This window comes from Nostoc sp. (genome assembly GCF_036917135.1).
Lineage (GTDB): Bacteria > Cyanobacteriota > Cyanobacteriia > Cyanobacteriales > Nostocaceae > Nostoc.
The window spans coordinates 1-24281 of the sequence record NZ_JBALEA010000085.1 but is presented as its reverse complement, the minus strand read 5'-3'; the positions used below and the strand labels follow the sequence as shown (position 1 = coordinate 24281).

The 24281-nt window shown below is 41.8% G+C and carries 22 protein-coding genes and 1 pseudogene; 17 read left to right on the top strand and 6 right to left on the bottom strand.

What is annotated here, in order from left to right; translation table 11 throughout:
- Positions 1 to 187 precede the first annotated feature (187 nt).
- Complete coding sequence (locus V7K50_RS26310; protein WP_334965279.1) at positions 188 to 1207, bottom strand: ABC transporter ATP-binding protein; 1020 nt, start codon at positions 1205 to 1207, stop codon at positions 188 to 190.
- Between the two features lie 426 nt (positions 1208 to 1633).
- Complete coding sequence (locus tag V7K50_RS26305; RefSeq protein WP_334965277.1) at positions 1634 to 2992, bottom strand: amidase; 1359 nt, start codon at positions 2990 to 2992, stop codon at positions 1634 to 1636.
- 207 nt (positions 2993 to 3199) lie between these two features.
- Here V7K50_RS26305 and V7K50_RS26300 point away from each other — a divergent pair, with 207 nt between their 5' ends.
- From V7K50_RS26300 to V7K50_RS26290, 3 genes are all read left to right on the top strand, one after another.
- Positions 3200 to 4978 (top strand): asparagine synthetase B family protein, encoded by a 1779-nt coding sequence (locus tag V7K50_RS26300; RefSeq protein WP_334965275.1) that lies wholly within the window; start codon positions 3200 to 3202, stop codon positions 4976 to 4978.
- A 254-nt stretch (positions 4979 to 5232) separates the two neighbouring features.
- Entirely contained in the window at positions 5233 to 7380 is a 2148-nt protein-coding gene (locus tag V7K50_RS26295) for a beta strand repeat-containing protein (RefSeq protein ID WP_334965273.1), read from the top strand.
- A gap of 318 nt (positions 7381 to 7698) precedes the next feature.
- Complete coding sequence (locus tag V7K50_RS26290) at positions 7699 to 8355, top strand: pentapeptide repeat-containing protein (RefSeq protein ID WP_334965271.1); 657 nt, start codon at positions 7699 to 7701, stop codon at positions 8353 to 8355.
- A gap of 469 nt (positions 8356 to 8824) precedes the next feature.
- Here the strand turns inward: V7K50_RS26290 and V7K50_RS26285 are convergent, their stop codons facing one another.
- The gene (locus V7K50_RS26285) at positions 8825 to 9253 is read right to left on the bottom strand and encodes a hypothetical protein (RefSeq protein ID WP_334965269.1); all 429 of its coding nucleotides are present in this window, start codon (positions 9251 to 9253) and stop codon (positions 8825 to 8827) included.
- Between the two features lie 1111 nt (positions 9254 to 10364).
- Between V7K50_RS26285 and V7K50_RS26280 the strand changes: the two genes are divergently transcribed.
- Entirely contained in the window at positions 10365 to 11075 is a 711-nt protein-coding gene (locus V7K50_RS26280; protein WP_334965267.1) for a hypothetical protein, read from the top strand.
- Between the two features lie 294 nt (positions 11076 to 11369).
- A complete protein-coding gene (locus V7K50_RS26275) occupies positions 11370 to 12689 on the top strand; it encodes a hypothetical protein (RefSeq protein WP_334965265.1) in 1320 nt (439 codons plus the stop codon).
- Between the two features lie 204 nt (positions 12690 to 12893).
- Here the strand turns inward: V7K50_RS26275 and V7K50_RS26270 are convergent, their stop codons facing one another.
- On the bottom strand, positions 12894 to 13109 hold the full coding sequence (locus V7K50_RS26270; RefSeq protein ID WP_334965263.1) for a hypothetical protein: 216 nt from the start codon (positions 13107 to 13109) through the stop codon (positions 12894 to 12896).
- 156 nt (positions 13110 to 13265) lie between these two features.
- Here V7K50_RS26270 and V7K50_RS26265 point away from each other — a divergent pair, with 156 nt between their 5' ends.
- From V7K50_RS26265 to V7K50_RS26245, 5 genes are all read left to right on the top strand, one after another.
- The gene (locus V7K50_RS26265; protein WP_334965261.1) at positions 13266 to 13883 is read left to right on the top strand and encodes a tRNA-(ms[2]io[6]A)-hydroxylase; all 618 of its coding nucleotides are present in this window, start codon (positions 13266 to 13268) and stop codon (positions 13881 to 13883) included.
- A gap of 18 nt (positions 13884 to 13901) precedes the next feature.
- A complete protein-coding gene (locus tag V7K50_RS26260; protein WP_334965259.1) occupies positions 13902 to 14306 on the top strand; it encodes a VOC family protein in 405 nt (134 codons plus the stop codon).
- 191 nt (positions 14307 to 14497) lie between these two features.
- Positions 14498 to 14992: a GNAT family N-acetyltransferase gene (locus V7K50_RS26255; RefSeq protein WP_334965345.1), complete on the top strand. Its 495-nt coding sequence runs from the start codon at positions 14498 to 14500 to the stop codon at positions 14990 to 14992.
- A gap of 51 nt (positions 14993 to 15043) precedes the next feature.
- Entirely contained in the window at positions 15044 to 15721 is a 678-nt protein-coding gene (locus V7K50_RS26250; protein WP_334965257.1) for a ComF family protein, read from the top strand.
- Positions 15722 to 16076: 355 nt separating this feature from the next.
- A complete protein-coding gene (locus V7K50_RS26245) occupies positions 16077 to 16532 on the top strand; it encodes a PPC domain-containing protein (RefSeq protein WP_334965255.1) in 456 nt (151 codons plus the stop codon).
- Between the two features lie 80 nt (positions 16533 to 16612).
- On the opposite strand, the gene cobS is transcribed toward V7K50_RS26245, so the two are convergent.
- Positions 16613 to 17386 (bottom strand): adenosylcobinamide-GDP ribazoletransferase, encoded by a 774-nt coding sequence (gene cobS / locus V7K50_RS26240; protein ID WP_334965253.1) that lies wholly within the window; start codon positions 17384 to 17386, stop codon positions 16613 to 16615.
- A 381-nt stretch (positions 17387 to 17767) separates the two neighbouring features.
- Between cobS and V7K50_RS26235 the strand changes: the two genes are divergently transcribed.
- From V7K50_RS26235 to V7K50_RS26205, 7 genes are all read left to right on the top strand, one after another.
- Positions 17768 to 18220 (top strand): hypothetical protein, encoded by a 453-nt coding sequence (locus tag V7K50_RS26235; protein WP_334803748.1) that lies wholly within the window; start codon positions 17768 to 17770, stop codon positions 18218 to 18220.
- A gap of 259 nt (positions 18221 to 18479) precedes the next feature.
- Complete coding sequence (tgt, locus tag V7K50_RS26230; protein WP_334965251.1) at positions 18480 to 19628, top strand: tRNA guanosine(34) transglycosylase Tgt; 1149 nt, start codon at positions 18480 to 18482, stop codon at positions 19626 to 19628.
- 78 nt (positions 19629 to 19706) lie between these two features.
- Positions 19707 to 19844, top strand: coding sequence for a photosystem II reaction center protein K (locus V7K50_RS26225; protein ID WP_006195022.1), 138 nt, complete (start codon positions 19707 to 19709; stop codon positions 19842 to 19844).
- A 185-nt stretch (positions 19845 to 20029) separates the two neighbouring features.
- Positions 20030 to 20326 carry a 2Fe-2S iron-sulfur cluster-binding protein gene (locus V7K50_RS26220; RefSeq protein ID WP_334803746.1) on the top strand — a complete coding sequence of 99 codons (297 nt, stop codon included), beginning with the start codon at positions 20030 to 20032 and terminating at the stop codon, positions 20324 to 20326.
- A 160-nt stretch (positions 20327 to 20486) separates the two neighbouring features.
- Entirely contained in the window at positions 20487 to 20603 is a 117-nt protein-coding gene (gene psbM / locus V7K50_RS26215) for a photosystem II reaction center protein PsbM (protein WP_084227279.1), read from the top strand.
- Between the two features lie 534 nt (positions 20604 to 21137).
- Positions 21138 to 22322, top strand: coding sequence for an NAD(P)H-quinone oxidoreductase subunit H (locus V7K50_RS26210; protein ID WP_334803743.1), 1185 nt, complete (start codon positions 21138 to 21140; stop codon positions 22320 to 22322).
- A 156-nt stretch (positions 22323 to 22478) separates the two neighbouring features.
- Positions 22479 to 23795 (top strand): phospholipase D-like domain-containing protein, encoded by a 1317-nt coding sequence (locus V7K50_RS26205; protein WP_334965248.1) that lies wholly within the window; start codon positions 22479 to 22481, stop codon positions 23793 to 23795.
- Here the strand turns inward: V7K50_RS26205 and V7K50_RS26200 are convergent.
- Positions 23792 to 24178: pseudogene (locus tag V7K50_RS26200) on the bottom strand (ISL3 family transposase); the annotation flags it as partial. The gene V7K50_RS26205 and the pseudogene V7K50_RS26200 overlap by 4 nt on opposite strands.
- Positions 24179 to 24281 lie beyond the last annotated feature (103 nt).

Genomic DNA, 24281 nt, shown 5'->3' with positions numbered 1-24281 from the left:
ATTGGGGATTGGGAATTGGGGACTTGTACTGAGCGAAGCCTAAGTATTGGGAATTGGGGACTTGTACTGAGCGAAGCCGAAGTATTGGGAATTGGGGACTTGTACTGAGCGAAGCCGAAGTATCGGGAATTGGGAATCGGGAATTGGCAAAACTCCTTCCCAGTCCCCAGTCCCCATTCCCCATTCCCTACCTCATATTCTGCTTTTTCTCAGCCTTGGGATCGCGGGTGGCAACTGCTGCCAGTTCTGCATCCATCAGTGTGCGTCCGGTTGCGGCGAGGTAAACGTCATCCAGGCTGGGGCGAGATTGGGCAATGCCAAATATGGGCAAGCCCGCAGTATTCAGCGCTTGTTGTATGTTGATCAGAACATCATTCTGTGGTGTCACTACCAAGTTGAGGGAATTACCTTGAGCGCTGTTGATGATTGCTTCTTGCACAAATGGTAAAGATTGCAAGAGGTTTTTGGCAATTTCTGCTTCCTCAATGGGGGAAAACTCGCGGATTCGCAAGGTGATGCGATCGCCCCCGACTTGATCTTTCAATTGTGAAGGTGTCCCACTGGCAATCACAACGCCCCGATCTATAATTGCCACGCGATCGGCTAGAGCGTCAATTTCTTCTAAATAATGGCTGGTAATTACTACCGTCGTCCCAGAAGCGCGTAATTTTCGCAGGAATTCCCATACCACAAAACGTGTTTCTATGTCAAGTCCCACAGTTGGCTCATCTAACACCAAAACATCGGGTGAATGGAGCAACCCAGCAGCCAAGTCTAGGCGCTTGCGTAAACCGCCAGAATAGGTTCCTGTCTTTTTATTGGCGTATTCTTGCAAACCGAGTAAATCTAATACTGTCTCAATGCGTTGTTTGGCTATTGCGCCTCTTAGGTGATAAAGTGCTGCCTGCAATTGCAGTAATTCTCTTCCAGTCAGCACCTTATCTATGGCGACTTCCTGCGCTACATAGCCTAATCGTTGTCTTGCCACTCTCGGATTATCTAACACAGAGATGCCAGATACTTCGATTTTGCCAGCATCCGGTGTGGTCAGCGTACACAAGGCACGCAAGGTAGTAGTTTTCCCAGCACCGTTGGGGCCTAGTAAACCAAAGATTTCTCCTGATTCTACCTGAAAGGAAACATCTTGGACGGCAACCACTGTGCCGTAGCGCTTTTGCAAATTTTGAATGAAAACGGCGGGAGCCATGACAGCTGATCCCCAACTATACAAATCTCAATAAAGTCTATCTTTATTGTAGAAGGTAGAGAGCAAGGAAATAGCGCATGAGCGAAAATCTGTAAACAAGTTCGCGTCATGCGCTAGGCTGCCAAAAATTTTTAATTATTCTAAACAAGTTGCTTGATTGCGTTTGTAGCGAAACAAACCAAATACTACAGCAACTATAACGCTTCTCTGTTGAGTGCAATACAGACCTAACCGCCTGCACGGACTTTAGGAATTTGAAACCCACGGAGGTGGGTTTTGTCTGTATAGCCGCGTACTCCTACGGAGAAGCAAGCTACGCGTCAGCGTGCCGGAGGCTCTATTCTATTCGCCAGGGTAGGTGTGTTTTTACACTCATTGAGATGCTCCCGCACTTTAGTGCTTAGAAAAGAAGGACTAAAGTCCTGACTACGAACTTGAGAAACTAGTAGTAGCAAGTTGAAAAGTAAAGGCAACTCTCAAAATCAAAGCTTCAGTATAGGAATTACCAATAAGTTGCAATCCTATAGGTAAACCCTGACTGCTTCGGCCACAAGGTAGCGATATTGCAGGTAAACCTAGAAAACTGAAAGGTAACATAAATCGCTGATTTAATCGATAAATTTTAGTATCTGCGTTAATGAGAGGTGCAAACATTGGTGTTGTGGGTGTCACCACAATATCCACCTGCTGAAACAGTTTTTGTCGTTGCAAAAAGCATCTTTCCCATTTCTCCTTCGCTTTTTTGTAACTGTGACGAGAAATTTTAACTCCTTTGGATAAGTCACTTTGCACTTTCGCTGCAAATATATTGGGGTTTGTAGTGTATTCTGCTTGCAAAACTTGATGGAATTCATAAAGAGCAATGGTAGAGTAAGTCACCTCATCAAACTCCTCTACTAAAAATGGAGAATTTATAGTGATAATTTCCGCTCCAAGTTGTTTCAAGATGAATATGGCGTTATAAATTGCCTTGGCAACTTCTCCTTCAATTCCCCGAAATGTATAGTTACTAACTATGCCCAACTTTAAACCGTTGATATTAGTTGGTAGAGGATACAGTTGTTTTAAATATATAGATGTAGGGAAGAGTACAGCATCAAGTAAAATGGCAATATCTTCTACACAATTTGTCAAAAACCCAACTGTATCAAAACTAGGAGTGCGGGGAAAAATACCGTCATTGCTAAGTAGTCCGTGAGTTGGGCGGAGTCCTACCACTCCTGACCAACTGGCGGGAACTCGAATTGAACCACCAGTATCGGTGCCAATTCCAGCTAAACAAAGATGAGCTGCAATTGCTGTTGCGCTTCCACTAGAAGAACCTCCTGATGAATGGTTGTGGTTCCAGACGTTGCAGGTATGTCCATAAAAAAGATTGTTTCCAGAAAGGTCAGCCGCAAACTCGCTTAAATTTGTCTTACCTAAAATTACCGCACCTGCTGCCTTTAGCTTCTGAACAATTACACTATCAAATAATGATATGCGATCGCAAAAAAGTTCTGAGCCGACTGTCGTTTTTACTCCTACTGTATCAATATTATCTTTGACAACAATCGGAATTCCGTGTAACAATCCTCGTTCTTGACCGTTGCTTCGCTCTAAATCTAGTTGAATCGAGGTTTCTAGCGCTTGTTGCTCTATAACGGTAATAAAAGCATTGAGTGTAGGATTTAACTTTTGGATACTTTTGAGATAATGCTTGACTAAGGTTTTTGAAGTCAGCAAGCCACTTCGCATTTGCTGGCTTGCTTGTGCGATCGTTTTAGGGATAAAATCTGCTTGCATTTTGGAAAAAAGGATGATTCATGCTGGAATTACAGCGATTTTTAGTTGAGTAAGACTCCAATAAAAGACCTAACCCCCTAGCCCCCTTCCCGACGCAGCAAGGGGGAAAATTCAAAGCCTCTTTCCTTTTAGGAGAGAGGTTTAGAGAGAGGTCTATTAATTTGAAGCAATGCTCTAAAATTACTGATTATGCGTTGAAAATTTCCCATGCTATTTGATGCGTTTAAAAATCGTAAATCTCCTAAAATCGAATTTATCAAAACTAACCCAACCTGGCGGGTAGCTTGGGGAACAGTTGGTGCAAATTATGAAGATATAGCTTGGCGAGATGAAAAAATTTCTGTAATTCTACCACGCACAACTTCTGAATTTCCGACGGAGAAATTAGCAATCAGTTATGGAGGACGATTTGTTGTTGTTGGTGATGTTTGGTTAACTAACCGAGTGCAATTGCTGCAAAAGTTGGGAATTGAACCAGACAGCTTTCAAGGAAGTTATCTGCAACTGGTAGCTAATCTTTGGGAACGATGGGGTAATGAATGTCTTAGCCAACTTGTGGGGATGTTTGCGTTCGTGGTTTGGGATAGGGAAAAACAGGTGTTGAAGTTGGTTCGCGATCGCATCGGTGTTCGTACCCTCTACTACACTACCACTGGTTCAGTTCGTTGGATTGCGCCTCAACTAAGAACTTTATCACCCCATCGGTCATCCGATTTAGATTTGGTGGCGTTGCGAGATTATCTTTGTTGCGCCTTTGTTCCCGGAGAACGAACCCTTTGGGAACAGGTGCGAGAACTTCGACCTGGAACTGTTTTAGAGTTTCCTGACCACAAAGTTAAAGCTTATTGGCAGCTTCAAGAACAGATTATAGCAATAGATCAACCCTTAGCATGGTATGGCGATCGTTTGCGAGAACTCCTAGACCAAGTTGTTCAAGAATATTTACCACCAGCCAATGAACCCGTTGGTGTTTTTCTTTCTGGTGGTTTAGATTCTAGCGGTATCACTGCTTTAGTGGCAAAATTCCACAAAGCACCTGTTCACACCTTCTCGATTCATTTTGGTGCTGAATATCCCAATGAGTTAGAATTTTCCAGTCTCGTTGCATCCCATTGTCAGACGCAGCACCACATTTTAGAAATTACTTTTAAAGATATGTGGTCACGTCTACCAGAAACAATGGCCTATTTAGATGACCCCATTGGCGACCCTCTGACTGTTCCCAACCTTTTGCTAGGACAACTGGCGAGAAAAAGTGTAGAAGTAGTTTTAAATGGTGAAGGTGGCGACCCCTGTTTTGGTGGGCCAAAAAATCAGCCAATGTTAATTAATAGTTTATATGGTTCTATCACCAATCAGGATGCATTGCAAGCTTATTTAATTTCCTTTCAAAAGTGCGCTGTTGACTTACCACAACTTTTAAAACCAGAAGTTTTTCAAGCAGTACAAACAGCACCTTGGGTTTTTGAAGAAGATTTATATTCCCAAGCTAACTATTTGAATCGGTTGATGGCAATGAACATCAAATTTAAAGGTGCTGACCAAATTCTGACGAAAGTTAGTAACTTGACTCAAGCTGCTCTTTTACAAGGTCGTTCTCCCTTGTTTGACCAACGATTAGTAGACTTAAGCATGGAGATACCCCCAGAGTATAAGCTTTCTGGAGTAGAAGAAAAAGCAGTATTAAAGCAAGCGATTACCTACGGTACGTCTTTGACGAACGCAGATATTTTACCAGACACAATTATTCATCGTCCCAAAAGTGGCATGATGGTGCCGGTGCAGTTAGGATTTCGCAAATATTGGCAGCAAGAAGCTAGAGATTTATTGCTCAATCGCAATGCGGCTATCACCCCCTACTTAAACCAGTTACCTATTCGTAATTGGTTAAACTATCAAGGAGATACTTGGAGTCGTTATGGTGTGAAGTTGTGGTTGCTTGCTAGTTTAGAAATTTGGTTGCAGGTGAATCAAAAAGCGCAGTAGTGAAAACAAATTTAGTGGTGTTATAAGAGGTTGTTTTAAAAGTCCTCCTATCGGTAGTAAAAAGTTTTAGATACCCCTAAATCCCCCGATAAATTGGGGGACTTTGATTCCGGTTCCCCCCTTTTTTAAGGGGGGTTAGGGGGGATCAATAAGTGCAAAGATACAGCCACCCACTTTTCAAACAACCTCTAAAATTATTTTTATAATTGTAATCTTTCTGAGATAATTTTTATAATAAATCAAGGAAATGTAAAATGGCTCCTACAATTTTGACAGTCAATACTACAGCCGATCAAAATGATGGCAGTGCTGCTAATGGGTTATCTCTGCGGGATGCGATTATAATTGCCAATGCAAACCCGAATACTGGCTATGAAATCGACTTAACAGGAGGAGCAACTTACAACCTAACATCGAACGGGATTGATGAAGATAATGCCCTCACCGGAGATTTAGATATTAAAACTCGGAATAATGTACTTTATATTGTGGCAGTTGGTGGACAAAAAGCAACTATTGATGCTTCAGGTTTAATAAATAGCGATCGCGTCTTTGATGTACTTACTGGAGGAGCCTTAGCCTTACAGAATGTAGTGGTTACAGGCGGCAATATCTCTACTCATGGTGGAGGTATTAGGGTTGATTATAATAGCTTTCTCGATTTGTCTAATTCGACCGTTACAGGCAACCAATCGTCCAGTTATGACGGCGGAGGCGGCATCTACAACGATGGTACAGTCTACTTGGAAAATGGTTCTAATATCAGTAACAATCAAGCTAACGTAAGCGGTGGCGGTATCCTTAACTCTGGCACTGTGGTTGCGATTGACTCCACAATAAGTAATAATAGCTCAGATGATGGAGGTGGAATCTACAACCTTGATACATTGACGCTGATAAACACTACAGTTAGTGATAATAGTGCAAGTAGCGCTGGCGGTGGTATCACAAATAATGGTGGCTCTAGTGCTTTAGTTAACACAACAATTAGTGGAAACAGTGCCGCAACAGCTGGCGGTGGTATAGATTCTGATGGTACGGGTGTGACAAATATACTTAACAGCACAATTACCAATAATACGGCGGGTACCAATAATACGGCGGTCAGTTTAGGAGGAGGTGGAATTTACGGCAGTGCCAATTTAAAGAACACAATTGTTGCCGGAAATTTTGGTAATTATGATAACCAGGGTACAGGCAAAGATATTCAAGGGACAGTTAACGGCAATAATTATAATCTAATTGGCTCTCTAGCTGGAGCCAGTGGCACTGTAGGCACTGGTACAGATATCGTCAACCCTTACCCCGGACTCAGCCCCCTACAAAATAACGGCGGAATCACCCTTACCCATGCCCTCCTGACTGGTAGCCCAGCCATTAACGCCGGCAACAACAACTTGATTCCTGCTGATACACAAGACCTTGACGGCGATGGCAACACTTCAGAACCCATTCCCTACGACCAACGAGGCTTGGCGCGGCTTGTTGGCGGTACAGTCGATATTGGCGCATTTGAAGTACAAGCAGCTACTGGAACTGTCCCCATCACTAACACCTTACAAGCTAGTACCACAACAACCTTAGCTAATGGTGTCGATAATCTAACTCTGATTGGAACCAGCAATATTAACGGCACTGGCAATAGTGGCAATAATATATTGACGGGTAATAGTGGCAATAATATTCTCACTGGTGGTCTGGGGAATGATACTTATGCATTCAATGCTTCCACCCCATTAGGTAGCGATCGCATTCAAGAAACTACCACAGGTGGGAATGATTCTTTAAGTTTCAATGGTACTACTACAGATATACGAGTGAATTTAGGCATCATTACCACCCAGACAGTCAATAGTAACTTGAAATTGACCCTATCAGCTAATAATGTCATTGAAAATGTGGTTGGTGGTAATGGTAGCGATCGCTTGATTGGCAATAGCCTCAATAATACCTTGAATGGGGGGACTGGTAATGATGTGTTGACAGGTGGAAGTGGGGCTGATACTTTAATTGGTGGGTCTGGAAATGATATTCTTACAGGTGGGGCTGATAGCGATCGCTTTTTGTATAGTAGTGGACGAGCTTTTACTAGTAGCGATTTCGGTAGCGATATCCTGACTGATTTTACCTCTGGAAGCGATAAGTTGGTGTTGAGTAAAAAGACTTTTACTGCTTTGAATAGTATTGTGGGTAATGGGTTGAGTCAAGCTTCTAATTTTACGACTGTAGACGATGATGATTTAGCTGCAACCAGCAATGCTTTCCTGGTTTACAGTCGCAGTAGTGGCAGTCTTTACTATAACCAAAATGGCAATGCAGCAGGCTTAGGAACTGGAGCCGAATTTATCAATCTGCTTAATATTCCCACCTTGACAACGACTGACTTCACAATTGTTACCTGAGTGGAATCATACAGCATAATTCAACGGGTCGCGCCATTCCTCCACGACTTCGGCGCAGTAAGTCGTGGAGGAATGGCGCTCCGGGACTGAGCTTGTCGAAGTGTCCCCAGTCCCTTTTTCAATGAATATTTCTTGACTTATGTCAGGATTTTTTGTTTTAAAAACCACTGAAAAAGCGCATTTTCAGGTGATTGGCGATTTTTCGTCAATTTATTTTTGATTATTTACTGAGATGATCTCCATTTGGGGTGTACTCTCAAGGTACGGTAACTTATCACACTCGACCTTTGAGATAAATTACACCCAGAGGTGAATACCATGAAAAATTATGTTGATCAGCAGGAATTTATATTAAGTCAAATCACAAACAAATATTTTCAGCGCCGGGATTTTAGTGGATGTGACTTGAGGGGAATCGACCTCAGAGGAATTGATTTAAGTAGTATTAATTTCATCGGTGCGGATTTACGGGGTGCAAATTTGTGTGGCTGTGTTCTGACTCGTGCTAATTTAAGTGGCGCAAATTTGATGCAAGCTAGCCTACGTGAAGCTAATTTGTATGAAGCCTCTTTGTGTGAAGCCAATTTGACAAATGCTGATTTAACACAAGCAAACTTGTGCGGAACTTTCTTATGGCGGGTGAAATTCACAGGTAGTAATCTTTGGGGTGCTTCTTTGTGTGATGTGGATTTGAGAGAAGCAGACTTAAGTGAAGCCAAATTAATTGAAGCATCGCTGATTGAAGCTAACTTAAGTTTTGCAAATCTCGCAGGAGCAAATCTTGCCGGAGCAAAATTACTAGAAGCTAATTTGACTGAGGCTAACTTAACGGGTGCAGACTTGACTTGGGCAAATTTAACTAAGACAAACTTGAGTAAGGCAAACCTTTGGAAAACAAACTTAATGTATACAAAATTCCGGGATACTATCATGCCTGATGGCACAATTGAGCAACCTCAGATAGTCATTTATTAGTTAGGAGTTAGAGGATGTTTGAAAAGTCCTCTTCTCGGTAGCAAAAAAATCTATATCCTCCCAAATCCACAGATAAATTGGGGGACTTTGATTCCGGTTCCCCTTTTTAAGCGGGGTTATGGGGGATTAATCAGTGTCAAAAATTACAGACAACTACTTTACGGACTTTATCCTAACGCACCCTACAATACCTAGTTTTTTTATAAATTAAACCGGATTCCTATAGCTGATTTATACTGCAATAAGGAAGATTCTTTCTTTTTATCCTTAATCCTTATTTATCGAACAGAATAAAGGCGCCAGTCGTCAGAATTCAGCAATGAATTCTTTCCGACTGGTGGATGAATAACCGGCGTTTTTGCACCCCCACAAAACAAGAAAATTTGGTGGTCAACAAGAAAGTCGCGGGTCTGAATCCCCGACTGATTTATTCTGACTCCTGAATTCTGACTTCTGAATTCTTCTTCAATTAGTATCTACTACTGGGAAAAATTAGAATATCTATTACTTCACCTACTACCAAACCTAATACTGCTATGACTGTTAAAATCCAAAATGAATCTAGCTTGTTGAAGTCAGAAAAGCGCATTTCCAAATCAGCTAAAAGGGTAGTGGCTAGTGGTATGAGAAAAAGACTGAATAATAATGACCAAGTTGCTACTAAAGCAATTGAAATACTTAAGAATAATATCACAATTAAGGTTTGAGAGCCAAATTCAACTAATCGCTCTAACCAAGTAATGCTCTTTTGCACTACAGCTATAACCATAGCAGCCACAAAAGCTCCTACGAACCAAATAATATGATTAGTGGCAAGATACCACCCCAGGAGAGTATAAGCCAATAAGAGTAATACTAAAGGCATCAAAGGAATCCTATTAAAAAATACCACATTCATACTCCTAAAACTGGTAAAAACACCAAGTTAATATTTTATTTAATTGTAGTCAAAAATTATTACTGGCCCGACTTCTAAACATACCAACTTCGCTCAGGGTATTCCTCTATCTACAGAGCAAATTTTAGGGCATACTCTTTCATCATGACAATATATAGCCTTACTTAATCAACACTTAGAGAAGTTGAGAATCTGAGCCTTAGATGCTTATAATATCTCTGGCAACAACAGCTTGCTAAATCAGAAATTTTATACTTGCAATCTAATTTAACTTACTTTGATGCGATCGCTCGACAGCCTAACTAACAACTCAGGTTGGTTTTTAAGTATAATTTTATACCTATTATATCATGAGCAAGTTATATTTAAGAGATAAATTTATTGATTTAAGAACAATAGTATTAAATTCTCAAATACTAGTAATCTATAAACAGATTGACTTTGGCTCTCACCTATTTGCCATGAAATTTAATGAAGAGGTCGTTACAATTCATGGTGTACAACTTTGACAACTGTCCACAATACCCTTGCATGTCTCAAGGTCATGGTAATATTATTTTACTGCCAGTAGATATTATTTTATACATCAAATTAAAACCATGCTGAAACAGCTAGTTAGGTGTGCTACCTCCAAAAAACAAAAAATTATTCAACCCACTCAGGAAATCACCAAAAGTGCTAGTACGCAAAGCACAGAGCTTTTGAAATTCTGCTTATATAAGATACTAAATAGCTGAAAAAGCCCTTTTTTATAACTTATGAAATCCAGCGAAAAAGGCATAAAACTCTCTTGTAATGGGAAAAAATTAGACAAGAGTCCATAGAGAACTTTTGACACGCTCTGAATTGTTTTTTGGATATGTGAAAATATCAAAAAGCTCAATTTTTCGTTCAAAACAGATGTCAATATTGTCTGTTTTCTTTAGATATTGGTTTTCTTTGTGCTTAGTTACCTATATATAAAAGTCCTATTTTATTAGTGAAAATTTAAGCTACCCTCGACCAAATGAGGCAAATTATTAAATTTAACAAATGATTTAGGACTGCTAGATCAATGCTGATTTAGCAAGACTTGATTATTAACAACGTCAGCAAGAGTAACAGGAAAAACATGAATATCATTCTTCGTTTATTTGGAGCGATCGCTCTTCAAGTATCTGCGTTGGCTGCGATGTCTAGCATGGCAATGTCTGACGAAAATCCCTTACCCTTCCATACCCAGCAGACTCCTGCTGTTTCTCAACGGAAAACAACACAGAGGATTTGCTCTTTAGATCCTATTGAGGATTTATTACCTCCACCACAAACCAAGGCAAATAATTCTTTGCTTTCTTACCTTGCGGAACAAGGTTTTACACAGAATCAAGAGGGTTCTTGGGTCTGTTATGCGAATGATCCTAAAAAAGAAGGGCGTTACTTTACTCTGTTTAAGGTTAAACAAGTTGATCGCAGGCTCATAGCAAGTTCTTTTCTAGATGAGGGGAGTCTGATTCAGGGTCAGGAAAATCGTAGCTTGGACTTCTTTATGATGCTGATTGAGCATCATACGAATACTACTCAAGAGAACCGTCAGGGTATACGTAGATATTTAGAAGCCTTCGTTTCTTTGGTAAAGGAAGGGAAGATCAAACCCACAGCCCGTGGGTTTCTTTTCGACCAACCAAACCGGGCATTGGTCTCATATCACAGACTCTCATCAGGAACTCTCAAAGGCACGGGAATCACGATCAATATTTATTTACCTAAGAGGATGTTTGAAAAGTCGCAAAGTGTACTAAAAACCCCTCTCCAAACCTCTCCCCCCCAGGGAGAGAAGCTTTGAAACCCCTATTCTCTCCTAGGGAAGGCTTGCTGAGGGGTTAGCTTTCCGAGGCTTTAGATATTACGAAAAATACTTTTCAAACATCCTCTAAGAGTTGAAGTGGGAGTGGGGGAGAAGAATTAATAACCAATACCGAATGGCACGAAGAAAAGCCCAAAGACTTATGTAGCCTTGTTCCCAGCCTGGAGGCTGGGAACAAGTTAGGGCAAAGCTTATAGCTTTTCTAAGTGCCATTCAACCAATACCCAATACTCAATACCCAATTAAATTGCTGTCGTTTAGTGGAGGTGCATCTTGCCTAAATCAATTGTTCAAAGAATTGCGATATCGAAGGCGGCTCACTTTGCGGCCATCGTATTTTCATCTGTTGCAGTAGTACTCACTACGTGTCAGTCTGCTTTTGCACAGCTAAATATTGGACGCTATGGTATCCAACAAGGACTGGAATCTGAGTATCTCCAGTACCAAATCAATAACCCGAATCTGAGCCAGATGCGAGTCATTCCTGGATGTGATGTGGGATTTGGTCTGAGCTGCAATAAAGCTGGATCGGTAATCCAGCAGTTAGTGGAGTTAAACAACGGGACTACCTATCAAAACCTCCTGATCAGAGCAGCCGGTGGCGAGAAAAACTTCCAGAATTTCTCTAGCTTTTACGGCAATAATCCCAATCTCTCTGCGGTGCCTTTCGCTTCATTTTGGAAAAATGAATCCCCCGCAATCATGGATGGATCTCAATACCTTCTTGGACAAAGTTTTGGTCGCAACCCCGTCGAAGGACTCGGACTTGTAACCAAGCAGTTCTACTGGGCACCTTACTCAGGAGTCAATAACTCCCTCAGTCCCCGTAATGGATTACTAGACTTGAAAATGTCATACGGACGACTGCTGTTTGAGGAGGCTTCCACAATTCCCGACATTAAGGAGCAGATTCAGTCTCTAGGTTTGTCGCCAGAGATGACAAATTTTTATTTATATAAAATCTCTACAGGCTTGGATGCGTTGAATTCTGGAGATCAGAAACAACTCCAACAGAGGATTTTTGAAGTACTATCCTTTCCATACTCCGAAGATGGTGGGGAACTGGGACGTCCCAATAACGGGATTCCACAGGAATTGAATCAACTTTTAGGACAAGATATCGCAGGAGATATTTTACTGACTGACAATCCAGTACCGTTGGCGGGAGAAGCAATGAATCTCGATACTTTCTCTGCCTCTGCGGGAGATGTCTTGGTACCAGAGAGTTCTGATTCCTTTCCACTCTGGCCAATAATTGGAGTTGGAGGCCTTGCTTTAATTCTGCTTCTACTACTGGGTGGCGATAGTTCTTCAGCACAACCATCTGTTTCTTTAGTAAATGCACCTTTGCCTCCCACCAACACTCCTTTGTCTCTGACTAGCAAAGGCGAATGTGATCTAAATCCTACTGGTAATGGTTCTGATCACACACAGATGATTGAGATTCCGTGTAATGTTACTCCTAAACCCCCTACGGAAGTGAGGAAGGTAGTGGAGCCATCTATGATCAAGGCGCTTTTATTACTAATTGTTCTACTATGCATAGTCCGTTACAAACATCGGTCTTTGAAAATTCGTAATGACGCTCGATGACTTGCTACCGCTACGCTAACGTAATTCGTAATGACGCTTGCGGACTTGCTACTGCTACTTTCATGTAATTAAGTTTTGTAATAGCGATTTACAAAGAGCCACAAAACTTGCTCCTTGTTAGTTGCGATGAAACTTAAACCCCAAGAATTAGTTAAACAAAGACGTAAGCGGCATCGAGAGATTGACGCTTAGACAAGTGGCAGATCATTTTTCCTTGATATGATCCCCTTCAAATCGAAAAACTATTTGTTGCCCTCGTTGTTTTGGGTTCCAGCCTTGATCGATAGCACATAAGATGGCTTTCCTCAACAACCAGGGGGAAATAATGTTTCCGTGGTCAATCCAGGTAATCATTCTCTGCCCTGGATTTTCTGCACACTCCACAACAACTGCCATACCAGGTTCATCGTCTGGTTGCACGACCCAACGGTATTCAACACCATCAACTTGTAATTAGCCTTGTGCCTTTTTTAGCAAGCGCCATAGTCGTCAAATTCTTTTGTCTTAAGTTATAGCTGTAAAATAAATTTGCTGCGGCTCTTTAGCTAAATTAAAATTCTGGAGTTTTGTGACTCTGTGCTTACTCAGTTACCGACTATCAATGCCCTGAAAAAACCCACTAGTTTTGCTTGGGTTGAACAAGCGATGCCTGCGGCGGGCTACGCCTACGCTAACTTAGATATCATCTTACTCGATCACTCCCACTGTGAACGCAAAACAGCAGGCGTGGCCTTGAACTTGATGTTTCGCTACCCTTCTAATAGTAAAATGGTACGGGAGTTAACAGCGATCGCCCGCGAAGAACTAGAACACTTTGAGCTAGTTAACCAATGGTTAGAACTCCGCAATATTCCCTTGGCTCCCTTACCACCGCCTCCCTACGGCGCGGGTTTAAAAGCTAATGTCCGCCCCAAAGAACCTGAGCGATTTTTGGATTCCTTACTAGTCACTGGTTTAATTGAAGCTCGCTCTCATGAACGCCTGGGATTATTAGCTGCTCACTGTCCAGAGCCAGAATTAGCAAAATTTTATCATGGGCTAATGGCGTCCGAAGCGCGTCACTACGGTATATATTGGGTTTTAGCTGCTACTTACTTCCACAGAGAAATTGTCATGCAACGCCTTGATGAATTGGCAATTGTCGAAAGTGAGTTGCTGGCGACTTTGCACCCAGAACCTAGAATTCACAGTTAGTAGACTAACCCAACAGGTATGAAGCTTCAGTTAACACATCTGAGACTGCTTGTATCCAACTACAAAGATTCTTTTCTGTTCTATCGGGATCTGCTGAAATTTGAAGTCGATTGGGGCGATGAAGATAGCGGATATGCTGAGTTTAACACCGGATATCTCAAACTGGGTTTGTTCAAAAAAGAATTAATGGCTGAAGTAGTCCCCAGAATCGAACAGCCTTCTTATGTTGTCAATCGAGATAAAATTGTCTTGATTTTCGCAGTCGATAACGTGGATGAGGTCTATGAGCAAGTAAAAGATCACAATGGGATTGTTGTAACTCAACCACAAGATCGCCCAGACTGGGGAATTCGCACAGCTCATTTCCGCGATCCTGATGGCAATCTCATCGAAATCTACAACAATCTCGGAATTGTCATTTAACGATAGGTAAAAGTCGCCACCGCTACTTCCTAGAGGGGTGGGTAGTTCATAGATGACTTTTTTTAGTACTGTTACTATTCAAGTCTTGAGAGTACTGCCTAAAATCAACTCTGCCAAAAAAGCTATTTGCTGGGTAAATTGGGATATAGATGCTCCTAAATTTTCTGTGTAAACTTGGCCAGCAAATGGTAATGAAAAACTCTTATCAAGATTTTATAATTCGTGATTGGGTTGAAAGCGATCGCACAAGAGCCGCCGAAGTCATCAGTTATGTATTATCAGAATACGGTTTGGGCTGGGAACCAAACGGTGCTGATAGAGATGTACTGCGAGTAGAAGAATTTTATTTAGCTACTGGGGGAGAGTTTTGGGTAGTTGAACACCAAAGCCAGTTAGTAGGTACTGGGGCATACTACCCCATACATCGTGGCAAAAAAGCTGTAGAAATCCGCAAAATGTATCTTTTGCCCAGCATCAGGGGTTTGGGATTAGGAAAATATTTGTTACAACAGCTAGAAGCAGCGATCGCCAAGCGTGGATTTCGGCAAATTTGGATTGAAACCGCCAGTGTTTTGGTGGAAGCAGTCAAGCTGTATGAAAGCAACGGCTACATTCCAGCAACGGTGGATGTAGAAACAACAAGGTGCGATCGCGTGTATGTTAAGTCATTGGTCAATGGTCATTAGTCATTGGTCAAAGACTAATGACTAAGGACAAATGACAAAGGACAATTCTAAATGCACACTTGGATTAAAAATCTCACAGGCTTACTCAATCTTTTTCTCCAATCCCATTGCCCTCTGTGTCAACGTGCAACTTCCCAAGAGTTGTGTCATAACTGCACCAGACAACTGCAAAAATGTCAACGTCAAGACCCGATTTCTTTGTGGCAAGAGCCACTACCAGTATTTGGCTGGGGGGAGTATGGTGGTCCGGTGAAACGCGCGATCGCAGCGATGAAATACGAAAATCAACCTCAAATAGCTCGTCCTTTAGGTCAATGGTTAGGAGAAGCATGGTTATTAAATTCACCGAGGCGAGATAGCCAGCCTGTGGTAGTTCCGATCCCACTCCACGCTAGCAAACAAAAGCAACGTCAATACAATCAAGCCGCACTCATAGCACAAAGCTTCTGTGAAATAACTGGATTAAAATTGAAACTAAACGGTTTAGCAAGAGTGCGAGAAACTGAAGCCCAATTTGGTTTATCGGGATCTAAACGAGAAAAAAACTTAGCTCAAGCTTTTGCTTTGGGGCAAGAATTTCGCGATCGTCCTCCAAATGTCCCAGTGCTGTTGGTAGACGATATTTATACTACTGGTGCTACTGCCAGGTCTGCTGTGCAAACACTTCGTCAGTATGGAATTGTAGTCTTAGGATTAGTAGCTGTAGCTACTGCCGTCAAAGACGGTTAACAATTCAAAATTCAAAATTCAAAATTAAATGCATTTCAGTCGTTCGCGTAGCGTCTCGTAGAGAAGAGGAGTGCGGTCTTGGGGTCTCCCCCGCCGTAGGATGCGCGTTCGCAAAGCGTCTCGAAGAGAAGCGCTGTAGAGGAGCAACTCCGGGGGATTTAAACCCCGATGGTTACTGAGCGTAGCCGTTGGCGCAGCCTCTCGTAGAGAAGGACTGAAATGGATGCTACATCTAGATTGCAGGTTCTTAAACCCTTTAAGTTACGATAAAAGAGCGTTAATGGGCAAGCTTTCATAGATAATTGCATAAATTGACCGAATTACCCTATTTTTGTAGAAAAATTGCTTGAAATGTATGAATAAAGTTTTGGCGGCAGGTTTAAAGCAACTCATAATCATTCCTGCCACATTGTTGGCAATAGATATAAGTACAAGTGCAGCTTTTGCTCAAAATAAGTTGTATAGTCCAATCCCTTTATCTAACAGTACGGAAATTACTGATAGCCTCTCAGACAAAGATATTCCCACCGGTCAAGGTGGGTTTGCTCGTGATTACACAGTGAAGTTAGAGAAGGGCGATAATTTAGCAGTTGACCTTTCATCTGAAAACTTTGACAGCATCATCACACTACTAGCACCTGATGGTTCGACTCTGGCAGAAAATGATGACGGTCCTGATGGTACTAGTAATTCCCTACTATTTACTCGCATTGTAGAGACAGGGAATTACGTTATTCGTGTCCGATCTTTTGGAGAAACTGGGGTTGGGGCTTTTAAACTCAAGGTGACGAAGTTGCAACCGATTAAGTGAAGGGATTGGGGATTGGGGATTGGGGATTGGGTATGGGTATGGGTATGGGTTATTCTCCTCATCTCTCCACTCCTCACATCTTAAAAAACGGTAAGCACACAGAGAAATAAGGCTTCAGTCCACTCAACGACTGCACCGTAGGTATCTCCAGTGTGTCCGCCTAGTTTGTGGTTGAACCATGCACCAGTTAAAGTGGCGATCGCACTTCCAACAACTATCGTTGCCGGTGCGAGAAATAGCTGGTGTTTATCTATCAGCCAAAGTAAAGCACTCAAACTAAACAACAAAAACAATCCTGGTAACAAATCTTTGTAATCACGAATGGCTTGTTTGTGCAAGGCACCTTTGCCAGTTGGTTTCAGATAAGGGTATCGCGCGATCGCTAGTTGCTGTCCCCAACGTCCCCAGCCACAAGCCGCCATCATCAACAAGCAACGGTTTTCTGGCATATCTGTCAAAGCTGCTATTTTCAGTGTCACCAAGGCGATGGCAGCCATTGCCCCAAATGCTCCTGTAGCACTATCTGCCATCACCTCCAACCGCCGCTCTGAGTCGCCCACTGCCAAACCATCGGCAGTATCCATTGCCCCATCTAAGTGCAATCCTCCAGTTATGGCAATCCAAACACTTACTACCAAAGCACTACGAGTTAGCACGGGCATACCAATATAATCCATCCCCGTATCCAGTAACCCTAAAATTCCCCCAATTATCAACCCTACAAGGGAAGCAAGACGCGCCACTCCCCGAAAGTCTAATCCGTTCAAATACGGTAATGGAATACTTGTGTAAAATATAATACTAGCTGCCAGCTTTAACAGCAGCTTTTTCCACCACTGTTGCTGTTTCGTCATCGGAATTACATTAATATTTGGTAAACTACTGGATAATAGTCTTGATTTCGGTACAACCGACATGAACAGACTTTAAAACTTTAGATAAGATTTACTTCTATCAGATATTCTCCTTGAAAATTTTGTTATCCTGGTCTAAGTGCTATAGTAAATAATCTTGAGTGTTTTTTATACAAAAAACGAATGGTTTAGGAAGTGAAAATTCCATCAAGGAGCAAAATTTGTGTTTTGTATTCGTTAACTAAAAACTTACTCAAAATTATTTAGACGATTGCCCCACAAAATTGATATTTTTTTATTAAATGTAGGGAGTATACAAGCTATTCAATTATGACAGTTTAGCTATGTTCTCGCTCTCCTTAGCTCAATCGCTATTTTCCTATGAGTCACCATCTACCCGACACCAGGATACCAGCTCCGTGCATTATTAACACGGGCATCATTGTGAATAAGCTCGACATCCGGCGATTGCTGACAGATTTAGGTCGAGTCCACTACATCTACACCCAAGAAGATAAGGTACTGAGCGAGGGTGAAGGGGATGTGATGGAAGTTTTTGCTAATCCACAAAGGTCTACCTTAGTGGCTAACCATGCGCTATATCTGAATGTTTGTAGTTTTGATTACTTGGAACTAAAACAGTCGTCGCAACAAGAAACCTACTTCGATTTGATGCAAGAAGGAGTGTGTCTGCGGTTGATTCCCCGATCAACCCCTTTACAAGAGCGGCGAGAGCGAGGCTTCAATGTCAGCGCCATAGAAGCAATGATGGAGCAAGTACTTTCAGCTAGGTGGGATGCAGAAATTGACGATGACTGTTCTGATTCTTTTTAAATAACAATTATTCCAGTATATACTCGTAAAGTGGGTAACTAGGTTAATAGTGAATGTTTAAGTGTTCACTAAAACTCAATTACCAGTTATTATATTTGTCCATAATTTAGCCAAATAATATTAATTTTGCCCTAATACCTTATGGTTTTATGGCTGCTAGTTATGGATTTCTGAAACTCTTTACCCATTAGCGTTTCACAATCCAAAATCTAAAATCGTTCGGCTGAACGCTCACGACAAGTCTAAAATCCCAAATGGCATGAGTGCGAATTTTTCTTTTCAATGTCTTGCTTGTTGTAGCCAAACTAAAGCTAGAGCCGGAGTGTTTTTCACGCCTCACGGTGTTGTGGAAACCCCCAGATTTATGCCCGTGGGAACGCTGGCTAATGTCAAAACTATCACCCCAGCACAGCTACTAGAGACTGGGGCGCAAATGATCTTATCCAATACTTATCATCTTCACTTACAACCAGGGGAAGCGATCGTGGCTGGGGGTGGTGGGTTGCATAAATTTATGGGTTGGAACGGGCCGATGCTCACAGATTCGGGTGGGTTTCAGGTGTTCAGCTTAAGCGAGATGCGAAAAATTACTGAAGAAGGCGTAACTTTCCGATCGCCCCACGATGGACAAATTATTAACTTAACACCAGAACGCTCTATTGAGATTCAAAATACTTTGGGGGCGGATGTAATCATGGCCTTTGATGAATGTCCGCCCTACCCAGCGACTCGCCAAGAGGTAGAAACTGCAACTGAGCGCACTTATCGCTGGTTAGAACGCTGTATAAAGGCTCATCAACGGAGTGATCAGGCGTTGTTTGGGATTGTGCAAGGGGGCGTGTATTTGGATTTGCGTTGTCGTGCGGCGTCAGCTTTAGCTAAGTTGGATTTGCCCGGATATGCCATTGGTGGGGTAAGTGTGGGAGAACCGCCAGAAATGATGGCTGAGATCGTCAAAGTCACAGCACCGCTTCTACCTCCCGAGAAGCCGCGTTACTTGATGGGTGTGGGTACTTATCGGGAAATGGCGATCGCGATCGCATCTGGTGTAGATTTATTTGATTGCGTAATTCCCACACGTTGGGCCAGACATGGTACAGCCATAGTCCAGGGCGGACGCTGGAATTTGAAAAATGCGAAGTTTCGTGAAGATTTTACGCCATTAGATGAAACTTGCCCATGCTACACTTGTCAAAATTTTAGTCGTGCTTACATCTCTCATTTAGTGCGATCGCAGGAAATTTTGGCTTACACCTTGTTGAGCATTCACAACATTACCGAACTAATTCGGTTTACGCAGCATATTAGAGAAGCAATATTAAGCGATCGCTTCACCACAGAATTTGGTCACTGGCTCAACTCATCTGAACCAGCACCAGATGAAGGAGAAATTAGAAATGACTATTGACAAATAATCAATACCCAAACCATGTTAAGATATTTCTCAATTCTGAAAGCTGTGTTGGATAGTTGGATTTAAACAAACATGGAAGCAGCACTTTTATTAGCAAAACTACCTGAAGCATACCAAATCTTCGATCCTTTGGTAGACGTTCTCCCAGTTATCCCCGTATTCTTCTTGTTGCTTGCTTTCGTTTGGCAAGCAGCCGTGGGATTTAGATAAGTTAATCTATTTTTCAAAAAATGGGACAGGGACTCTACCTGTCCTATTTTTTTGTCGCGCCATATTTGAGAAAGTTAATATTTATTAATATCTTGTAATGAATTAAGATAATAAATGAGATGTTAATCAAGCCATGTCAATATGAAGCCTTGAAAGCCAAGCTTACAGTCAAGGAGGAATCAGTTATGGGTAATATCAAATTCGTTAAAGAGAATAAAGAAGTAGTGGCGGCAGATGGTGCAAATCTTCGGCTCAAAGCCATGCAAAATGACATTGATATATATACATTCATTGGCAAGATGACGAATTGCGGTGGTAATGGTCAGTGTGGCACTTGCGTTGTCGAGATAGTCGAAGGACTAGGAAATCTTTCCCCCCGCACAGACGTAGAAAACCGGAAATTCAAGAAAAAGCCGGAAAATTATCGCCTTGCCTGTCAAACTTTAGTGAATGGCTCAGTCAGCGTAGTCACCAAGCCTTAAATTCTCAAATCTCCCATTGATTCAATTAGTATCCAGTCATAAGTAAAAATACTTACCAAAATCGAGTTTACTCATTTGGAATTTTGAATTGGTATAACTCTGTCATTGATGATGCTATCCTAATGTTGTTGACTGGAAATTTAAGAGAGGTTTTCTTGCCATGCAAGTTAATGACCTAGGGTTCATAGCGAGCATTTTGTTCGTACTAGTCCCTGCTGTGTTTTTACTAATTCTGTACATCCAAACTGCTAGCCGCGAAGGTGGAAAAGATAGTTAAGAGTTTGTATATAAAATAAATAACCCCTGCACCAATAGTGTAGGGGTTTTTATTTATCGAAACAGAATTCAGGAGTCAGAATTCAGTTGGGTTATAGGGATTGTCTAGAGGCGCTGCCTTGATAGGGCGATCGCACCCTTAAAATCAGAAATATCCAAAATTGTTGATCGCGATCGCTGTATTGAGTCTGATATATGCGTGAAATTTTGTCCAGAGCAATAATTGTCGCCCCCTGAACCTCAGTAATTAATGATTGAATTATTCGACCTGTCCCCTTGTCTGGACACCATGAGATGAAAAAAATCTGCTGCCTTAATTAAGTGGATATCGAGCTTCCATATAATAGTTAAAGAAGTGCAACAAAATGAAACATCAAGTAAAATCCCTCCTCTGTCACCCTGAGAATTCATTGTGAATTCTGACTCCTAACTCCTGAATTCTGTTATAAATTGGGTCTAGTTGGCATCTGAGCGGTTCAATTCAAAATTTTGCCTTCGGCATGGTACACGAACACAACAGGAGAACACGAAATCTATGACCAGACTAGAAACCCGCACTGAACCTATGGTGCTAAACATGGGGCCACATCACCCTTCAATGCACGGGGTTCTGCGGCTAATCATGACTCTGGATGGGGAAGATGTCGTTGATTGTGAACCGGTTATCGGCTATTTGCACCGGGGAATGGAAAAAATTGCCGAAAACCGCACTAATGTAATGTACGTCCCCTACGTTAGTCGCTGGGACTACGCTGCGGGAATGTTCAACGAAGCCGTAACTGTCAACGCCCCAGAAAAGCTTGCAGGTGTCGCTGTCCCCAAACGCGCTAGCTACATCCGCGTCATCATGTTGGAGTTGAACCGCATTGCTAACCACTTGCTGTGGTTTGGCCCATTCCTGGCTGACGTGGGCGCTCAAACTCCCTTCTTCTATCAGTTCCGGGAACGGGAGATGATTTATGATTTGTGGGAAGCCGCTACAGGTTATCGGATGGTGAATAATAACTACTTCCGCGTTGGTGGGGTAGCAGCCGATTTGCCTTACGGTTGGGTAGATAAGTGTCTGGAATTTTGCGACTACCTCTTGCCCAAAGTTGATGAGTATGAACGTTTAGTAACCGATAATCCCATCTTCCGGCGACGTGTTGAGGGTATTGGTACTATCACCCGTGAAGAAGCAATCAACTGGGGACTTTCTGGCCCCATGTTACGCGCATCTGGCGTGCAATGGGATTTGCGAAAAGTTGACCATTACGAATGTTATGACGATTTCGACTGGGATGTGCAGTGGGAAACTGCCGGTGATTGCTTTGCCCGTTATGTGGTGCGGATGCGAGAAATGCGCGAATCTGTGAAAATTATTCGCCAAGCAATTAAAGGACTTCCTGGCGGCCCTTACGAAAATCTGGAAGCCAAGCGTTTAGCCGCAGGTAAAAAATCAGAGTGGGACGCATTTGATTATCAATACATCGGCAAAAAGGTTTCTCCTACTTTCAAAATTCCCAAGGGTGAAATCTACTCTCGTGTCGAAAGTGGCAAAGGTGAATTGGGAATTTATCTGGTTGGCGATGATAATGTTTTCCCCTTACGGTGGAAGATTCGCGCAGCAGACTTCAACAATCTCCAAATTGTACCGCATTTACTGCGCGGCATGAAAGTTGCAGATATTGTGGTGATTCTTGGCAGTGTTGACGTAATTATGGGATCTGTGGATAGGTAGATAATATTTATCTAAACATTTTTTAGAGCAGTTGTATTATGCAACTGCTCTTTTTTTTATAATTTTTGAAGACGCGATAAATCGCGTCTCTAATCTAGCTATAAAATTTTTTTACTCATATAACAGATGTACGAAATATTTATAGAGTTTTGATTAATGCCCCGCATCTTTGACAATATTGATTTACAATTGCTACCGATTTTACGAGAAACCCTCAAAGTCTCCTATCGGGCAGATTTTTGTGTTGGCTACTTCAACCTCAGAGGTTGGCGAAGAATTGATGATTTGATTGAACAGTATGTTGGTAGTGAAAATGCTTGTTGTCGTTTACTAATTGGGATGCAAACCTTGCCCAGTGATGAAGTTCATGCAGCATTTAGCTTTGTTGGTGGTGATGGACGGATTGATAACAGTAGCATCGTGCGGTTTAAAAAACGGATGGCGGCAGAATTTCGCCAGCAGTTGACTATCGGTGCGCCGACTAATGAGGATGAAGCGGGGTTGCGGCGGTTAAGTCATCAGCTAAAAACTCAGAAAGTAATTATTAAATTGTTTCTCCGTCATTCTCTCCATGCCAAATTATATCTTGTGCATCGCCATGATCCCAACACTCCCACAGTAGGATTCTTGGGTAGTAGTAATTTAACCCTTCCCGGATTGGCGAAACAAGGGGAGTTGAATGTTGATATTTTAGACCATGATGCTTGTAATAAACTGCAAAAATGGTTTAGCGATCGCTGGCAAGATTACGGTTGTGTAGATATATCTCAAGAATTGGCTGAAATTATCGATCAAAGTTGGGCGAGATATGAGTTGGTCTCACCGTACTACATCTACCTGAAGATAGCTTACCACTTATCTCATGAAGCGATCGCTGGAATTTCTGAATTCCGCATCCCCCGCGAATTTAACAACTTATTTGATTTCCAAAAAGCCGCCGTTCAGCTAGCGGCACGTCATGTAACTAGGCGTGGTGGCGTGTTAGTGGGTGATGTGGTCGGTTTGGGCAAAACTTTAGTTGGAACCGCCTTAGCCAAGATATTACAAGAAGATTGTTTTTTGGAAACACTAATTATTTGCCCAAAAAACCTAGTTTCAATGTGGCAAGAATATAAAGATAAGTATCGGCTACTTGCCGAAGTTATGCCCATTAGTCAAGTCCAAAACAAATTACCAAAACTCCGGCGTTACCGAGTTGTGTTAATTGACGAAAGTCACAACTTACGGAACCGCGAAGGTAAACGTTATCGAGCAATCATAGAATATATTGCGGCTAACGAAAGTAAATGTATTTTATTATCTGCTACTCCATACAATAAAAGTTATCTTGACCTTTCAGCCCAACTGCGGCTATTTGTTCCAGAAGACCAAGATTTGGGATTAAGACCAGAAGCTTTAATTAATGAACTTGGTGGTAGTTCTATCGGAGAATTAGAGTTTATTGGCTCTTCAGTACTTGTTATGCTAAACTAATAATTAAAATGCCAATTCAATAAGCATCTTACTCTAAAATTATTAAAGTTTCTGAACCCATAAGCTGAACGCTTAATTAGCTTGAGTTTATTATTGATGCCTTCAACAGCACCACTTGTTGTCCTATTATCAAAGTAAGCTACTATCTCATCAAACCAGCGAATAAAAGTATTGTTGCTATTTGGGAAATGTTTTTTAGCTTTTGATAGCCATATACCTAGTTTAAATACTGCCGTATACCAATCATTCGTTTTATTAAAAACTCTTCTGAGTTTCTCTTTTAATTCATGCATTAATTTTAGGCTAGTAGACACAGCTTTCACCTGAATAAGTTTATTTTTTTGCTCTTCGTTTAAATCTGACTCATTTTTAAGTAAAACATATAGGAATCCTATTTGATTTTTGAATAAGCTCCGTACATCTGTAGAGTGTCAAAATCAAAGGTAGTGTGTCTAATAAACCACTCAAATATCCACTTTAAATGTG

What these genes read in the sequence shown, in the direction of transcription:
- V7K50_RS26310 (WP_334965279.1), bottom strand. Translation starts at nt 1,207, where the DNA reads ATGGCTCCCGCCGTTTTCATTCAAAATTTGCAAAAGCGCTACGGCACA.
- V7K50_RS26305 (WP_334965277.1), bottom strand. Translation starts at nt 2,992, where the DNA reads ATGCAAGCAGATTTTATCCCTAAAACGATCGCACAAGCAAGCCAGCAA.
- V7K50_RS26300 (WP_334965275.1), top strand. Translation starts at nt 3,200, where the DNA reads ATGCTATTTGATGCGTTTAAAAATCGTAAATCTCCTAAAATCGAATTT.
- V7K50_RS26295 (WP_334965273.1), top strand. Translation starts at nt 5,233, where the DNA reads ATGGCTCCTACAATTTTGACAGTCAATACTACAGCCGATCAAAATGAT.
- V7K50_RS26290 (WP_334965271.1), top strand. Translation starts at nt 7,699, where the DNA reads ATGAAAAATTATGTTGATCAGCAGGAATTTATATTAAGTCAAATCACA.
- V7K50_RS26285 (WP_334965269.1), bottom strand. Translation starts at nt 9,253, where the DNA reads ATGAATGTGGTATTTTTTAATAGGATTCCTTTGATGCCTTTAGTATTA.
- V7K50_RS26280 (WP_334965267.1), top strand. Translation starts at nt 10,365, where the DNA reads ATGAATATCATTCTTCGTTTATTTGGAGCGATCGCTCTTCAAGTATCT.
- V7K50_RS26260 (WP_334965259.1), top strand. Translation starts at nt 13,902, where the DNA reads ATGAAGCTTCAGTTAACACATCTGAGACTGCTTGTATCCAACTACAAA.
- V7K50_RS26255 (WP_334965345.1), top strand. Translation starts at nt 14,498, where the DNA reads ATGAAAAACTCTTATCAAGATTTTATAATTCGTGATTGGGTTGAAAGC.
- V7K50_RS26250 (WP_334965257.1), top strand. Translation starts at nt 15,044, where the DNA reads ATGCACACTTGGATTAAAAATCTCACAGGCTTACTCAATCTTTTTCTC.
- V7K50_RS26245 (WP_334965255.1), top strand. Translation starts at nt 16,077, where the DNA reads ATGAATAAAGTTTTGGCGGCAGGTTTAAAGCAACTCATAATCATTCCT.
- cobS (WP_334965253.1), bottom strand. Translation starts at nt 17,386, where the DNA reads ATGACGAAACAGCAACAGTGGTGGAAAAAGCTGCTGTTAAAGCTGGCA.
- V7K50_RS26235 (WP_334803748.1), top strand. Translation starts at nt 17,768, where the DNA reads ATGAGTCACCATCTACCCGACACCAGGATACCAGCTCCGTGCATTATT.
- tgt (WP_334965251.1), top strand. Translation starts at nt 18,480, where the DNA reads ATGAGTGCGAATTTTTCTTTTCAATGTCTTGCTTGTTGTAGCCAAACT.
- V7K50_RS26225 (WP_006195022.1), top strand. Translation starts at nt 19,707, where the DNA reads ATGGAAGCAGCACTTTTATTAGCAAAACTACCTGAAGCATACCAAATC.
- V7K50_RS26220 (WP_334803746.1), top strand. Translation starts at nt 20,030, where the DNA reads ATGGGTAATATCAAATTCGTTAAAGAGAATAAAGAAGTAGTGGCGGCA.
- psbM (WP_084227279.1), top strand. Translation starts at nt 20,487, where the DNA reads ATGCAAGTTAATGACCTAGGGTTCATAGCGAGCATTTTGTTCGTACTA.
- V7K50_RS26210 (WP_334803743.1), top strand. Translation starts at nt 21,138, where the DNA reads ATGACCAGACTAGAAACCCGCACTGAACCTATGGTGCTAAACATGGGG.
- V7K50_RS26205 (WP_334965248.1), top strand. Translation starts at nt 22,479, where the DNA reads ATGCCCCGCATCTTTGACAATATTGATTTACAATTGCTACCGATTTTA.